Source organism: Streptomyces sp. NPDC013157, assembly GCF_042899865.1.
Lineage (GTDB): Bacteria > Actinomycetota > Actinomycetes > Streptomycetales > Streptomycetaceae > Streptomyces.
Map to the genome: position 1 here is coordinate 127,663 of NZ_JBIBAK010000003.1, position 14,395 is coordinate 142,057.

Here is a 14,395-nt window from a genome sequence, read left to right on the forward strand (position 1 = left end):
GATTCCTAAGCCGTTTGCCGAGTGCTCTGGCCGGACCCAGAGGTCGCGTCGCGATACCAGTACTCGAGGGTCAGCACATGCCACAGATGCTTGGAGAAGTCCTGCTGCCCGGCGGCGTCCTCGGCGACCATCCGCGCCAGCGCGTCGCGCCGCAGGAACCCGGAGCGGACGAGCTCACCGTCGTTGACGACCTCGCGCACCAGCGGCGCCAGATCCCGGCTCATCCAGGCCCGCAGCGGCGCGCTGAACAGGCCCTTGGGCCGGTACACGATCTCCCGGGGCAGGACCGAGGTGGCCGCCTCCTTGAGGACGGCCTTGCCCTGCCGTCCGACGATCTTGCGGTTGCCGGGCACCGCGAACGCCGCCCTGACCACCTCGACGTCCACGTACGGCACGCGTACCTCGGTCGAGGCGGCCATGCTGGAGCGGTCCGTGTACGTGAGGTTCAGGCCCGGCAGGAACATCCGGGCGTCGGTGAGGCACATCCGGTTGACGAAGTCGTCGAGGTCGTTGTCCTGGTAGACGTCCGCGTGCTCGGTCAGCACGTCCTCGACCGTCCCGGCCAGGTCCGGGTCGAGCAGGGCGAGCAACTCGTCCTGGTCGTACATGGTGTAGCTGCGCCGGAAGGCGGTCTCCTCCGGCAGGTCGGCGAAGGAGAGGAACCGTTTGGCGAAGCGCACCGACCGGTACCCGCGGCGGGCCGTCGCGACCGGCAGCCGGTCCACGGCCCCGGAGATCCCGCGCCGCAGGGGCCGGGGGACGCGCTGGTAGCGCAGCGCGATCAGGTTGGCCAGGTGCTTGCGGTAACCGGCGAACAGTTCGTCCGCGCCCATCCCCGAGAGCATCACCTTGACCCCGGCCTCCCGGGCGGCCGAGCAGATCAGGTACGTGTTGATCGCGGCGGGGTCGCCGATCGGCTCGTCCAGGTGGTACGTCATCTCCGGCAGCAGGTCGAGCACGTTCGGCGCGATCTCGATCTCGTGCAGGTCGACACCGAACTTCTCGGCCACCTGGCGGGCGTAGCGCAGGTCGTCCGGCATCGCCTCGAACCTGGCGTCCTCGGCTCGGAACCCGATCGTGTAGGCGGAGATCCCCGGCTGGTGGCGGGCCGCGAGCGCGGTCAGGTAGCTGGAGTCGAGGCCGCCGGAGAGGAAGGTCGCCACGGGTACGTCGGAGAGCAGGTGGCGACGGGTCGACTCCTCGACGACGGCGGCCAGGTCCGGCTGGTCGCCGGCCAGGGCCCGCTCCCGGCCCTCGGCGGCGACGTCCTTCAGGTCCCAGAACCGGCCGCGCTCCACCCGGCCGTCGGCCCGGCACCTCAGCCAGCTTCCCGGCGGCAGCTTCTCCGCCTCGCGGAACGCGCACCGGGAGTCCGGCACCCAGTAGTACAGCAGCGAGGCCACCAGCGCCGCGTCGTCCACCTCCAGCTTGCCGCCGGTGGCGGCGGCGAGCGCCTTGAGCTCGGAGGCGAACACCAGGCCCGCGCCGCGCCGGAGCAGGAACAGCGGCTTGATGCCGAGCTGGTCGCGCGCGAGCACCAGGTCCCCGGTGCGCTCGTCGAAGATCCCGAAGGCGAACATGCCGCGCAGCCGGGGCAGGCACTCCGTGCCCCAGCGCCGCCAGGCCTCCAGGAGCACCTCGGTGTCGGAGGTACCGCGGAAGCGCACCCCGGTGGCCGCCAGCTCGGCCCGCAGCTCGGGCGCGTTGTACAGCTCACCGTTGTACGTCAGGACGAGGCCGTCCGAGGCCATCGGCTGGGCGCCGGTGTCGGACAGGTCGATGATGGCCAGCCGGCGGTGCCCGAGGTGCACTTCGCCGTCGCCCACGGGGTGGCTGTACCGGCCCGCCCCGTCCGGACCGCGGTGGGCGAGGGTGTCGGTGAGCCGGTCGGTCACGGCCTTTCCGTCCGGCCAGCGGTAGGTACCTGCGATGCCACACATGTGCTACCGCGCCTCCTGGTCGTTCTCCGGGCCCCGGACGGCCCACACCGGCTGCCGCTCGGCGCGCCGCTGGCCGGTCCCCTGCTGCCGGGCCGGCCGCTCGCTGCGGCCGCGCAGCGCCGTCTGCAGTCCGTCCCACAGGGTGCCGTCGGTCCGGTCCCGCGGATCGGGGTCGATCAGCACCACGCCGATCACCGGGATGCGCTGGTCCGCGAGCTGCCGGGCCACGGTGTGCAGCCAGGCGGCGCTCCCGTGTCCGGCCCGCACCACGAGCACCGTCTGGGTGCCGAGGTACTGGAGGTCGGTCCACGCCGTGCCGGGCGCCACCGAGCCGACGCCGATCCGGCGCTCCTGCGGCGGCACGGTCGCGGCGCGCTCGGCGCCGACCACGGTCGGGTCGCCCGGCTTCTGGCGGCGGCCCGCCAGAAGCCGGCGGGGCAGCGCGTCGACGACGGTCACCGGCCCCTCCGCCGCCAGCGCCCTGGCGAGGTCCAGGGCGATCACGCTCGCGCCGCGCGCACAGCCCAGTTCCAGCAGCGACACCGGTTCCGCGGAGCCGCGCAGGGTGCGGGCCAGGGACGCGGTGAGCCGTTCGCGGGTCAGCCGGGTCCGTCGGCGCTGCCACGGCCTGCCCGACCGGCGGGGCAGTTCCGCGATGACCGAGGCGCCCAGGTTCGCCGCGATGTCCCGGCGCAGCACGGGGCGGTCCGCCACCACCGTGCCGACCGCGGCGCCCGCGAGCCCGAGGAAGAGCCCGAGGACGAGGCCGATCGCGGAGTCGGTCGCGACGGCCTTGGGCAGGGAGTGCCGCAACGCGCGCGGGGTGTCCACGATCTGCGTGCCGGCGACGACCTGGGGTGCGCCGGTCCGCGCGTCCGCGGCGCGCTCGTCGAAATCGGAGATGCGCGAGTTGAGTTCGGCGCGGCGGGCGAAGAGCGACTCGAGGGTCGCCGACGCCTTCGGGTCGCTGTCCGCCGACTGGTTTCCGATCTCCTTGTTGACCTGGGCGAGTTCGTCCCGCATGCGGTCGCGCTGGTCGAGCAGGGCCTGGGCCTGGGCCTGCGCGGTCCGCTGCATCCGCTGCACGTGGTCCGCGACGAACGCGTCGGCCAGCGCCTTGGCGCGGGCCACCGCCTGGGCGTCGGTGGCGCCGGTCACGGTGATCTGCAGCAGGTTGTTGGTCAGGCCGGCACCTTTGTAATCCTGGAGGAAGTCCTCTGGTTTCTCGGTGGACTTGAGGGACCGCAGGGCTTTGCCGGCGATCTGTGTGGTCTGGAGCAGCTGGACGTCGGTGCGGATCAGCGTTCCGGTGTCGTTCGGCTGGTCGGCTTCGTGCGCGACCAGCACCTCGGTCACCGCGGTCGGTGCCGGGGGCATCGCGACCGCGAGCCCGGAGCCCCCTATCAGACCGAGGAGCGCCGTGGCGTACCAGAGGCGGCGGCGCCTGCGCACCGCCACCACCAGGGCCTGAAGGTCGAGAAGCGGAGCGGTGGCCGACGGCTCCGCGGTCGTGCTGGTCGTCACGCTGAACCTCCTGTGGCCTGGCCGCGAACCGCGAGTGCGAGAGTGGCGTCGTCCGGAAGCTGACCGGCGGGCCTCGGCTCACGGGCGCGGACCGGGTCGGCGACGACGATGCCGAGGACCTCGTGCCGGCCGTCGGCACACGCCTCGGCGATGCCGGCGAGTTCCTCCGCGGTCCAGCTGCCCGCGCTGAGGACGACCAGGGCACCGGACTCGGTGTCGCGGTCCGGCACGATCGGCCGGTCCACCGAGACCTCCACCACCCGCAGCTGTGGATCGCTCTTGGCCTCGGCGGCGAGCTGTCCGGCGGCCCGGCGGGCGATCTGGTCGCCGTCCGGTACGACCACCAGCAGCCGCCGGGGGGCGGGCAGTTGCTCCCGAAGACGGGCACATACCCGCCGGTAGCGGATCCGCCGGGCGGCCTCGTCGTCGGACCTCGGCGGGGTTGGCAGGTCCCACCGGGTGTCGATACCGAGGAGCCGGCGGATCCAGGACGGTCGGCCGCCGTCCTGCGGCCGGTGCGCGCCGCGTCGCTCGGCGGGCACCTCGACGGTGCCCAGCAGCGCCGAGCCCAGCGCCGCGGTGATCTCCGGTTCGGTGCGCAGCCGTCGGTTCATCCGGGCGGCGGCGAGGTGGCCGACGACCGCGAGCACGAAGAACAGCAGCGCTCCCGCGCCGATGAACTGCGTCCTCGTCGGCGGGGCCTCGCCGGTCGGCCGGGCCGCCGGACCCATGACGACCATGCCGGCCTTGTTGGTCGCCGGGTCGGCCTCGTCCAGCTTCGTCATGGCCTCCTCCAGCGAGGTGCTCAGCTTCTCCAACTCGGTCCGGGCCTGCACACCCTCGACGGTCTGCCCCGGATCGGACGCGTCGGCCAGCTCGGTGATACGGCGGTTGGTCTCCTCGACCTGCTTGCGCAGCGCCTCGGCCTCGGTGGCCGCCGCGGAGTCGGTGCCGCCGCCCGCGACCCGGGCGGCGAACTTGACGAACTGCGCGGCCACCTGGTCGGAGAGCTGCTGCGCGCGCTTCGGGGTGTCGGCCGTGCCCGAGATCTTGATGATGTTCCCGTCCGCGGCCGAGGCGGTCACCTGGTTCCGCAGCTCGGCGGCGCTGACGTCCCGCCAGTCGAGCGCGGCGGCCGCGCGGTCGACCACCGTCGAACTGGTCGCTATGTCCACCTGGGTCAGCAGCTCGCGCTCTTCCCACTGCCCCGGCAGCAGGACCGACGCCGACGTCGTGTACTGCGGCGGGAACACCACGGAGGCGCCGTAGCCGACGAGTGCTCCCACCACGGCGACGACGGCGAGAAACCGCCAGCGCCGGCGGAATATCCGCCCGATGGTGACCAGACGTATCGATTCCTCGCTCAACTGCGCTGCCTCTTCCCTGTTCGAACCTGATCGGCCGCCGACACCGGATTGTGGTCACGGCAGGCGGCGGTGTAGGCAGCAAGCAGCGACGCCTGCGAGTTGCGCCAGGAGAGCGGCCCGCTGACCCGCTCCTGGCCGATCTTGCCCATCCGGGCCCGCCGGTCCGGGTCGTCGAGGAGCTGCTCGACGAGCGCGGCGAACTCGGTCTCGTCGTCGTCGGCCGCGTAGACGGCGGCCTCTCCGGCGGAGACGCGCGCTTCCTTCAGGTCGAACGAGACGATCGGCCGGCCCATCGCCATGTACTCCAGGACCTTGTTCATGGTCGACACGTCGTTGAGCGGATTGCGCGGGTCGGGGGAGAGGCAGACGTCCGCGGTGGACAGGTAGCGCACCAGGTCGGCGTCCGGAATGCGCCCGGTGAACTGCACCTGCTCACCGAGCCCGAGCCGCCGGGACAGCTCCACCATCGCGTCGAAGGCGTCGCCGGAGCCGACGAACACCGCGTGCCAGTCGGTCCGCCCGAGCTCGTCGCGGAGCTTCGCGAGGGCCCGCAGGGCGTAGTCGACGCCGTCCTGAGGGCCCATGACGCCGAGGTAGCAGAGCAGGTGAGGCTTGCCGCGCTTCAACTCCGGCTCGGGCGGCACCGGCTGGAACCGCTCGACGGCGGGTGCGCTGCGCACCACGAACACGTCCTCCGGCCGCCGCCCGCCGCGGCGTATCGCGACGTCGCGGTAGCTCTCGTTGGTGGCGAGGACGATGTCCGCGGCACGGTAGGTCCGCCGTTCCAGCGCGCACACGGCGCGGTAGAGCAGGTCCTCGCCGCGGTCGAACCGGGAGAGGTACAGCTCGGGTACCAGGTCGTGCTGGTCGAAGACGAACCGTGCGCCGCGCCGCTTCAGCCACAGGGCCGGCAGGAACAGCAGGTCGGGCGGATTGCAGGCGTGGACCACGTCGACCGGGCCGACCTTGCGGGCCAGCCGGGCCGTGTGCCAGAGCGCCGATCCGTACTCCTTCAGGTAGCCGGCCGGGCCTCCGGTGGCCGCGCGCAACGGGTAGCGGTGGATCCGCACCCCGTCGATCTCCACCTCCGGCTCGGTGTCGCGCTTGCTGCCCTGCGGACAGATGACGTGCACCGTCCAGCCCGCGTCGCGCAGCGTCGTGCACTCCTGCCACACCCGCCGGTCGAAGGGCACCGACAGGTTCTCCACCAGGATCAGCGCGCGCCGGCCGGAACCGGTGCCGCCGGTCGGGTTACCAAGCAAGGCCCATGTACCCCGGTTCGGTCCGGCGCGTCTCGGCGTCGGGAAGGCGGACGAGGTCGACTATCACGGGTCCTTCGCCGTGCGGCAGCGCCGCCGTCACGGCCGGCTCCCTGGTCCCGACCAGGCACACCTCGGCGTGGTCGAGCACCTCCTCGACGGAGTCCGCGAGCAGCTGCGCGAGGTGCGGCAGCCGGGTCTCGATGTATTCGCGGTTCGCGCCGATCAGCCGGGAGAGGCTCACGTTGGCGTCGTAGATCTTGATGTCGTACCCCTTGCCGAAGAGCCGCTCCGCCAGCTCGACGAGCGGGCTCTCGCGGAGGTCGTCGGTGCCGGGTTTGAAGGACAGCCCGAACATCCCCACCCGGCGTTTTCCGGTGCGTTCGACCAGGTCCACCGCGCGCTGCAGATGGTCGGAGTTGGAGCTCAGCACGTGGGCGAGGATGGGCACCGAGACGTCGGCCCGCTGGGCCGCGTGGACCAGGCTGCGCAGGTCCTTGGGCAGGCAGGAGCCGCCGAAGGCGAAGCCGGGCCGCAGGTAGGCGGGGCTGATGTTCAGCTTGCGGTCGGCCAGGAAGACGTCCATCACCTGGTGCGAGTCCACCCCGAGCGCCTGGCAGACCGCGCCCAGCTCGTTCGCGAAGCCGATCTTGAGGCCGTGGAAGGCGTTGTCCGCGTACTTGATCGCCTCGGCCGTCGGCACCGGCACCCGGAACACCTCGCCGGGCAGGCCGTCGTACAGCGCCAGCACCGCGTCGCCGCTTGCCGGGTCGAGTTCGCCGATGACGGTCTTGGGCGGGTCGAAGAAGTCCCGCACGCTCGTGCCCTCGCGCAGGAACTCCGGGTTGACGGCGACCCCGAAGTCCACTCCGGCGGTGCCGCCGACGTTCTTCTCCAGGATCGGCACCAGCAGGTTCAGGCAGGTGCCGGGAAGCATGGTGCTGCGGAACACGATGGTCTGCCGCCCGCCGCGCTCGGCGAGCGCGGCGCCGATCTGCTCGGTGACCCGTTCCAGGTACGTGGTGCACAGGCTGCCGTTGGGCTCCGACGGCGTGCCCACGCAGATCAGCGACACCTCGCTGTCCATGATCGCCTCGCGGACGTCGCCGGTGGCGCGCAGGGCTCCGGTCCGCACGACCTCGGCGAGGAGCTCGCCGATACGTTCCTCCACCACCGGGGCCTTGCCGTCGTTGACCAGGTCGACCTTCACCTGGTTGACGTCCACCCCGATGACCTCGTGGCCCATGCTCGCCAGGCACGCGGCTGATACGCAGCCCACGTAGCCGAGCCCGAAAACGCTGACTCTCATGACTCGTCCCTCCCCCCGGGCAGGCCCTTGTGGCCTGCGCTCCGCGCGTCGGCCTGCCGACGCCCCCCGCGCATCAGTAGGCCCCCTGCCCGTGGAGCACCGCACGCATCGTCTTCCACAAGATCACCGTGTCGAGGGCGAGCGACCAGTCCTCCACGTACCGCAGGTCGAGGCGGACCGCCTCCTCCCACGGCAGGTCGCTGCGTCCGCTGATCTGCCACAGGCCGGTGAGCCCGGGCTTGACCAGCAGCCGCCGCCGGATGTCCGGGTCGTACGCGGCGCACTCCTCGGGCAGCGGCGGTCGCGGGCCGACGAGCGACATCGCTCCGGTGAGCACGTTGAAGAGCTGCGGGAGTTCGTCGATCGAGTACCGGCGCAGCACGGCTCCCACCCGGGTCACCCGTGGGTCCCGGCGGACCTTGAACAGCAGCCCCGCGCCCTCGTCGCGGTCGGCGAGCTGGGCACGTGCCCGGTGCGCCCCGACGACCATGGTGCGGAACTTGAGGATCGTGAACTCCCGGCCGTCCTTGCCGACCCTGCGCTGGCGGTAGAAGGCCCCGCCGCGGCTGTCCGCCAGCACCAGCAGTGCGACGGACGCCATCAGTGGCGCGAACAGCATCAGCAGGACCGCCGCGCCCACCCGGTCGACGACTTCCTTGATCGCCCGGCGGCCCCCGGTGAAGGTCGGCAGGCTGACCCGCAGCAGCGGTATCCCGAGCACCGCGTCGACGTGCAGCCGCGGGCCGGCCACCTCCATCAGCACCGGGGCCACGACCATCTCGGCATCGCTGCCTTCGAGGTTCCAGGCCAGCCGCTGCAGCCGGTCCGGGGTCCAGTACGGGTCGGGTGTGACCGCGACGACACGGTACCCGTCGTGGCGGACGTGCTTGGCGACGTCCGCCAGTCCGCCGACGACCGGCACGCCGTCCAGTTCGTCACCGTCGAGTCCACGGCCGTCCGTCGTGCACACCGCCTGCACCCGCCAGCCGATGTGCGGGAACTTGCGGGTCCGGGTGATCAGGTCGCCCACGGTGGCCGGACTGCCGGCCGCGAGCACCGGTCTCAGGCACCGCCCGTCCTTGCGCCGTCTGTGCAGATCGAGGCGGAGCAGATACCGCGCGGTCATCGTGACGAGCCCGATCGCGGGGATCGCGACGAAGATCCAGAGTTTGATGTTGCGTGAGGTGAGGGCGATCCCGCCGAGCGCCAGGACGACGGTCGCCGCGAACAGCGAGCGTCCGAGCCGGCGGAATTCCTCGGCGCCCTGGCCGAGCACGGCCGGCGCCCACGACCGGCCCACCACGAGCGCCGACAGCACCAGCAGTTCGGTGCCGAACGCGAGAATCCCCCATTTCTCGTGCCAGTTGGCCGCGTCCCGGCCCCCGAATAACTCGCCGATCCCCGCCACCACCAGGGCGGTGGCCACGGTATCGCTGACGATCACGGTACGCCGGTACCGCGGCTCCCACTCGATCGCCGGTCTGTCGACCGGCCCGTCCGCCAGACGCCTGCGCGCCGGCGGGAAAGGGCCGACTAGTCCCCCCTGCCGCACAGAAACCCCCCGGTTCCCAGTGGTTCGAGATGGTGCCCTGACACCGTTCCTCCCCCCGGGAGACCCCCGCCTCCCGTACGCTTCCGCCCCCGGGAGGCCCCCCGGCTCCCCGCGCCGCGCTGTTCCTTCCGCGGACGGCCCCCGCCGTCCGCGTATGACATCCCGGCTACTTCAGCGCTGCTTGTGCAACCCGCCCGTCCCGCAGCGGACCCGCCCGCCCTGGCAGGCCCTCGAAGCGTGCGGGAACCCGTCGGAACCGCGAGTGCTCCCCGCACCCGAAGCCCTTCTCGGACCGCAGGAGTTGATCACCCCCACGCCCGGCGGCACGGACACGGCCACTGGCCGCCCGCATCGCCTGACCCATAGATCATCATTTGTCGCCTCGTGTCCCAGCATGCGAAGCACGGTCAATCTAGACCATCAGGGCCCGTCTGAAGAGAGGGCTGTGTGGAATTTGTGCTCGTGTCCTGAAGACGGGTCAACGGCCGGACGGCCGCCCGGCGAGGCCTCGGCGACGGACGACACTCCGCGTGACCTGCGACGACTGGAGTTTCCCGAGCCCCAGGCACCGCCGGTAACCCCGGGCGTTCCAGCGCTGCCAACTGGCTTGCTTTCGGGGTCTGTTCGGCGGATTCCCATCGGTGAGCGCCGGGCGGCGGTTGCGGGGCGGGATTCGACAGAACCCGGGAAGGGATCTTCACAGCTCTGTCGGAGCGAGCGGAACCGGAGGGCGCCGCGCTCAACCGGGCCGCGCCGGCCGCGCTGCGGCTGTCGCGGCCGAGGCGCCGACTCGCACAGGCGGACCCGCCACGGACCGGACGGACGTCGAGAGCGGGCGCCCCTGCCGGTTTCCACGGGTCGAAGCCGGCGAGACGGATGCGACAGCCGTCGGCGGAGCCGGGTTCGGGCTCCGGACACGGAGTGAACCCGGCCGGACGCACGACCGCATACCGTCCGCGGGCCATGGCGGGCTCGAGGGCCCGGCACCCGCCCGGATCAGCCGTTCATGGCGTCGCGGACGAGGGCGGTGTCGACGAACTGCTCGAAGCGGACGATCAGGCCGCCGCGGACCACGAAGTGGTGGGCGACGCGCACCGCGAGGGGGCGGCCGGTGCGTTTGTGGACGGCCGTGTAGCGGGCCAGGACGACGACGTTCTCGCCGTCGGCGACATAGGTGTCGTCGTGAGCGGTCCAGCCGTCCCAGTCCTGGCCGAGTTTCTCCATCACGTGGGAGGTGACCCCGTCAGGGGTGCGGTACGTGCCCGCCAGCGGGAAGCCGGCCATCTCCGTCCACTCGACGTCGGGGGCGAGCGTGGCCCGCAGGGCCGCGAGGTCGCCGGCCGCCGAGGCCAGGTACTGGCGTCGGACGACGTCGGCGGGGACGGTGGAGGTGGCGAACTCGCTCATTCTCAGCCCCACTTCATCTCGCCCTTGGCGACCTTCGCGCCGATCTGGGCGGCGATCTGCATGCCGTTGTCCGGGTAGCGGGCGACCAGCGCCTCGGTGAGTGCGGCACCGTCCGCGGCCTTGCCCAGCTCCTCCTCGAACGCGAGCAGGTACTCCCGGGTGGCGGTGATGGCGGAGGCGTCGGCGGCGGTGCCGGGGAGGCGGTGGCCGGGGACGACCAGCTCCGGGTTCAGGGCGGCCATCTCGTCGAGCAGGTCGATCCACGCGGCGCGGTCGCCGGGGGTGGGGGTGTCGGCGACCCAGACGTGCTCCTGCTGGAAGAGCAGGACGCCGCCGAGCAGGGCGCGATGTCCGGCCTGCCACAGGTAGTGACGGTCGGGCAGGACGGCGGAGGCGCCCTTGAGCTCGAAGCGGTGGCCTTCCAGGGTGAGGTCGCCGGTCAGCGGGGTCAGGTCGACCAGACGGGTGGGCAGGTTCGGCCCGAGGGCCGCCCACGCCTTGAGCTTGCCCTCGTAGGAGTGCGCGATGTGCTCGATGACGATCGGGGTCGCGACGAAGACGGCGTCGGGGAAGGCGTCGGCGAGGACTTCGGCGCCGAAGTAGAAGTCGGGGTCGCCGTGGGAGACGAAGACGGTGGTCAGCTTCTTGCCGGAGTCGAGGATCTCGGCGGCCAGGCGGTGACCGTCGGCGCGGGTGAAGCCGGCGTCCACCAGGATCGCCTCGCTCTCGCCGGTGACGAGGGCGGCGGTCTTGTTCTTGATGCCGGCCGGGAAGTCGAGGTCGAGGACCTTGAAGGAAAGGGTGCTCATCGATGGCTCCTTGAACGGGGAAGCGGTCGGAACGGGGAGGTGCAGTCGGTACGGGCACCCGCGCGGCGCGTGATTCACCTGACATAACAGTTACTGACTGCTCAGATATTTCCACGCGAGCGTGCCGACGGCAACCGCCGTCGGCGATGCCGGCACGGCGTGACGGGCGCGACGGCACCCCGGACGGAGGCTCAGGGCAGGCGCGGCAACTCGTCACGCGCCGAGTGGCTGAGGATGCGGAGGTCCTCCGCGAACCGCTTGCGATGCGCCGCGGGCAGGGGGTCCAGGAAATACCGGTTGATGTTCTCCCGATGGATCCGGGAGGCCCGTACGGCGGTCTCCGCGCCCAGCGCGGTCAGCCGCACCAGTCGCCCGCGCCGGTCGTCGGGATCCTCCGCGCGCTCGACCAGCCCGGCCGCCTCCATACGGTCCACCAGCCGGGTGGCGCCCCCCGTCGTGAGGACCTGCTCCTGGGCGACGGCCCGCATGGAGAGTCCGGGCTCGCCCGCCCGGCCGAGGATCAGCAGCACCTCGAACATCAGGTGGCTGACACCGCACTCCGCCTCGAGGGCCCGGCCGAGGATGTACTCGAGCCGGTTGGCGGCACCCTGCAGCCGGCCGAACGCCAGGATGAGCTCGTCGTCCGCGGCCTCCTTCGCCGTCGAGATCTCCGTCTGCTCGCCCACGCCCACGCCACCTCTCTGTTCGTCGCGGTACCACCGTACCGATCATGCGCGGTGCGCTCGGCCGTCCGGCACCGCGCGTCCGGCCCTCGCCACAGCGTCAACTTCGCACTTCATCGAACCAATTTCCGTCGCTCAAACGGACTGGGTGCGCAGTTGTTCGGACAGCATGCGTCAGACCCGGAGACGCCGTCCCGGCGCCACTTCCGCCGACCTACGGTCCATACGTCGGGCGGGCCGGCGACCGCCGGTCCGTCGCCATCCGCATACGAAGGGGAGGCGCCAGTATGGCGAGCGTGGAAGTGTCGCTGAAGGAAATGATGGCCGGGGTGGAGGGGGCACTGGGAGCCGCGGTCGTCGACTACACCAGCGGCATGGCCCTGGGGACACTGGGCGGGGGCAAGGACCTCGATCTGACGGTCGCGGCGGCCGGGAACACGGATGTCATCCGGGCCAAGGTGCGCACGATGGGAGAGCTGGGCCTCAAGAGCCGGATCGAGGACATCCTGATCACCCTGGAGAAGCAGTACCACCTCATCCGGCTGATCACCGGCCGCAGCGGGAACGGCCTGTTCCTCTACCTGGTGCTCGACAAGGGGCGCTCGAACCTCGCCATGGCCCGTCACCAGCTGAAGCGGGTCGAGGAACAGCTCGAGGTCTAGCGACGGTCCAGGTTCCGGGGCTTCGTGCGCCCATGATGTGAAAACTTCTTCAAGTGACCACATCAGCATGATCCCAATTCATGCCTGCACACGGCCCCGAACGGCAAGGATCGGCCTACAGGGCCAGTGCGGCGGTGTCGCGAGGCGCCGCCGCACCTCGGCGCCCCACCCCACCCGACCCGGCAGAGAGCGAGCGGTCATGCAAGTCCCCCTCTACCAGGCCAAGGCGGACTTCTTCCGCATGCTCGGGCACCCGGTACGGATCAGGGTCCTGGAACTGCTCCAGCACGGGCCCGTCCCCGTGCGGGATCTGCTCGCCGACATCGAGATCGAGCCGTCCAGCCTCTCCCAGCAACTGGCCGTCCTGCGCCGCTCGGGCATCGTGGTGTCCACCCGGGAGGGCTCCACCGTCCGCTACGCACTGGCCGGCGGGGACGTCGCCGACCTCCTGCGCGCGGCGCGCCGCATCCTCACCGAGCTCCTCGACGGGCAGAACGTCCTCCTCGCCGAACTACGCCAGGCCGACGCGTCCGCCCCGCCGATGTCCACGAGCAGCCGCGGCTGACCGACGGTCGGCGAGCGCATCGCACACCTGCCCGTCGGCGAAGTCGGCTGCCACGTGCTGCGCGGCCCGATCCCCGGTCGACCCGCTTCGTGTACGCCCCAGTCCATCAGGTCCGGACAGTTCAGGTCCGTGTCCCGTGAAGTCGTCGATTCAGCGGGCCAGTTGCCGGGCGCCGGACGCGGTGACACCGCCGCCGCCTGTGAGTTCGCCTCGCGCGTGGTTGCCGGGCAGGCATCCCGCGGAGTCCGCCGCCGTCACGACCGTGCCGGAGCCCCCTCGTACGCCGCGCGCAGCACGGTCAGCGCGTCGTCGGTCGTGACCGGTCTGGGGTTGGCGTACGGCTGCCCGGCGACCTGGGTGGCGGCGACCGTCAGGTCGGCTTCCTGCAGGCCGAGTTCGGCGAGGGAGCGGGGGGCGCCGAGGCGGGCGGCCAGGTCCTGGAGGGCGGCCGGGGCGTCGTCCGTGCCGAGGGCCCGGGCGACGGCGGCGGCCGCCTCGGGGGCGGCGGGCGCGTTGAAGGCGAGGGCGTACGGCAGGACGACGGTGTGGGTCTCGGCGTGCGGGAGGCCGAAGGTGCCGCCGAGGACATGGCACAGCTTGTGGTGCAGGCCCATGGTGGTGGCGCCGAGGCAGGCCCCGCACAGCCAGGCGCCGTACAGGGCGCGGGAGCGGGCCGGTACGGCGTCCGGGGCCGCGGCGATCTCCGGCAGCGCGGCGGCCAACGCCCGTACGCCCTCCTCGGCCATCAGCGCGACCAGCGGCGAGCCGTCGGGGGCGTACAGCGCCTCGACGGCGTGGGCGAGGGCGTTGATCCCGCTGGTCACCGAGAGCGGGACGGGCAGGGAGAGGGTGAGTTCGGGGTCGTAGACGACGCTGCGCGGCAGCACCACGGGGTCGCGGCCGGTGCGTTTGACGCCGTGCTCGGTCAGGCCCCAGACCGGGGTCATCTCGGAGCCGGCGTAGGTCGAGGGCACGGCGATCAGCGGGAGCCCGGTGCGCAGGGCGATGGCCTTGCCGAGGCCGATGGCCGAGCCGCCGCCGACGGCCACGCAGCCGTCGGCGCCCGCGGCCCGGGCCGCCTCGACGCCCCGGTCGGCGACCTCCACGGGGACGTGCATCCGGGCCCCGGTGTGCAGGCCCGCGCAGACGTCCCCGAGCGAGTCGGCGACCGCCCGCGCCGTCGCCGCGCCCCGCTCGCCGCTGAGCACGAGGAGCCGCCGCAGACCGAGGTGCCGGGCCTCCTCGGCGGGTGCGGTGAGCGCGGCGCCGGGGCGGAAGACCACTCGGGAGGGACGGGTCTCGTACACGAAGTCCAAGG

The 14,395-nt window shown here is 72.1% G+C and carries 12 protein-coding genes; 2 read left to right on the forward strand and 10 right to left on the reverse strand.

What is annotated here, in order from left to right; all coding sequences use genetic code 11:
• Positions 1 to 5 precede the first annotated feature (5 nt).
• The 9 genes from asnB to ACFY6U_RS10730 form a co-directional block, all read right to left on the reverse strand.
• On the reverse strand, positions 6 to 1,940 hold the full coding sequence (gene asnB, locus ACFY6U_RS10690) for an asparagine synthase (glutamine-hydrolyzing) (RefSeq protein ID WP_390036785.1): 1,935 nt from the start codon (positions 1,938 to 1,940) through the stop codon (positions 6 to 8).
• Between the two features lie 3 nt (positions 1,941 to 1,943).
• Positions 1,944 to 3,464, reverse strand: coding sequence for a Wzz/FepE/Etk N-terminal domain-containing protein (locus tag ACFY6U_RS10695; RefSeq protein ID WP_390036787.1), 1,521 nt, complete (start codon positions 3,462 to 3,464; stop codon positions 1,944 to 1,946).
• Positions 3,461 to 4,831 (reverse strand): Wzz/FepE/Etk N-terminal domain-containing protein, encoded by a 1,371-nt coding sequence (locus ACFY6U_RS10700; protein ID WP_390036789.1) that lies wholly within the window; start codon positions 4,829 to 4,831, stop codon positions 3,461 to 3,463. The genes ACFY6U_RS10695 and ACFY6U_RS10700 overlap by 4 nt, the downstream gene beginning before the upstream one ends.
• Positions 4,828 to 6,093, reverse strand: coding sequence for a glycosyltransferase family 4 protein (locus ACFY6U_RS10705; RefSeq protein WP_390036791.1), 1,266 nt, complete (start codon positions 6,091 to 6,093; stop codon positions 4,828 to 4,830). Before ACFY6U_RS10705 ends, ACFY6U_RS10700 begins: the two co-directional genes overlap by 4 nt.
• Entirely contained in the window at positions 6,083 to 7,399 is a 1,317-nt protein-coding gene (locus tag ACFY6U_RS10710; RefSeq protein WP_390036793.1) for a nucleotide sugar dehydrogenase, read from the reverse strand. Before ACFY6U_RS10710 ends, ACFY6U_RS10705 begins: the two co-directional genes overlap by 11 nt.
• A gap of 73 nt (positions 7,400 to 7,472) precedes the next feature.
• Positions 7,473 to 8,951, reverse strand: a complete 1,479-nt coding sequence (locus ACFY6U_RS10715; protein WP_390036795.1) for a sugar transferase — start codon at positions 8,949 to 8,951, stop codon at positions 7,473 to 7,475.
• A 996-nt stretch (positions 8,952 to 9,947) separates the two neighbouring features.
• Complete coding sequence (locus ACFY6U_RS10720) at positions 9,948 to 10,358, reverse strand: nuclear transport factor 2 family protein (RefSeq protein ID WP_390036796.1); 411 nt, start codon at positions 10,356 to 10,358, stop codon at positions 9,948 to 9,950.
• Between the two features lie 2 nt (positions 10,359 to 10,360).
• Positions 10,361 to 11,167, reverse strand: a complete 807-nt coding sequence (locus ACFY6U_RS10725) for an MBL fold metallo-hydrolase (RefSeq protein ID WP_390036798.1) — start codon at positions 11,165 to 11,167, stop codon at positions 10,361 to 10,363.
• A gap of 191 nt (positions 11,168 to 11,358) precedes the next feature.
• Positions 11,359 to 11,853 (reverse strand): MarR family winged helix-turn-helix transcriptional regulator, encoded by a 495-nt coding sequence (locus ACFY6U_RS10730; RefSeq protein ID WP_390036800.1) that lies wholly within the window; start codon positions 11,851 to 11,853, stop codon positions 11,359 to 11,361.
• Between the two features lie 284 nt (positions 11,854 to 12,137).
• On the opposite strand from ACFY6U_RS10730, the gene ACFY6U_RS10735 reads away from it, so the two are divergent.
• Complete coding sequence (locus tag ACFY6U_RS10735; protein WP_390036802.1) at positions 12,138 to 12,512, forward strand: hypothetical protein; 375 nt, start codon at positions 12,138 to 12,140, stop codon at positions 12,510 to 12,512.
• Positions 12,513 to 12,711: 199 nt separating this feature from the next.
• A complete protein-coding gene (locus tag ACFY6U_RS10740) occupies positions 12,712 to 13,077 on the forward strand; it encodes a metalloregulator ArsR/SmtB family transcription factor (protein WP_351485864.1) in 366 nt (121 codons plus the stop codon).
• Positions 13,078 to 13,331: 254 nt separating this feature from the next.
• Here ACFY6U_RS10740 and ACFY6U_RS10745 read toward each other — a convergent pair whose 3' ends face one another.
• Positions 13,332 to 14,393: a maleylacetate reductase gene (locus ACFY6U_RS10745; RefSeq protein WP_390037608.1), complete on the reverse strand. Its 1,062-nt coding sequence runs from the start codon at positions 14,391 to 14,393 to the stop codon at positions 13,332 to 13,334.
• Between the last annotated feature and the right edge of the window lie 2 nt (positions 14,394 to 14,395).

Coding starts and splice junctions, on each gene's coding strand:
- asnB (WP_390036785.1), bottom strand. CDS start 1,940: ATGTGTGGCATCGCAGGTACCTACCGCTGGCCGGACGGAAAGGCCGTG.
- ACFY6U_RS10710 (WP_390036793.1), bottom strand. CDS start 7,399: ATGAGAGTCAGCGTTTTCGGGCTCGGCTACGTGGGCTGCGTATCAGCC.
- ACFY6U_RS10720 (WP_390036796.1), bottom strand. CDS start 10,358: ATGAGCGAGTTCGCCACCTCCACCGTCCCCGCCGACGTCGTCCGACGC.
- ACFY6U_RS10725 (WP_390036798.1), bottom strand. CDS start 11,167: ATGAGCACCCTTTCCTTCAAGGTCCTCGACCTCGACTTCCCGGCCGGC.
- ACFY6U_RS10735 (WP_390036802.1), top strand. CDS start 12,138: ATGGCGAGCGTGGAAGTGTCGCTGAAGGAAATGATGGCCGGGGTGGAG.
- ACFY6U_RS10740 (WP_351485864.1), top strand. CDS start 12,712: ATGCAAGTCCCCCTCTACCAGGCCAAGGCGGACTTCTTCCGCATGCTC.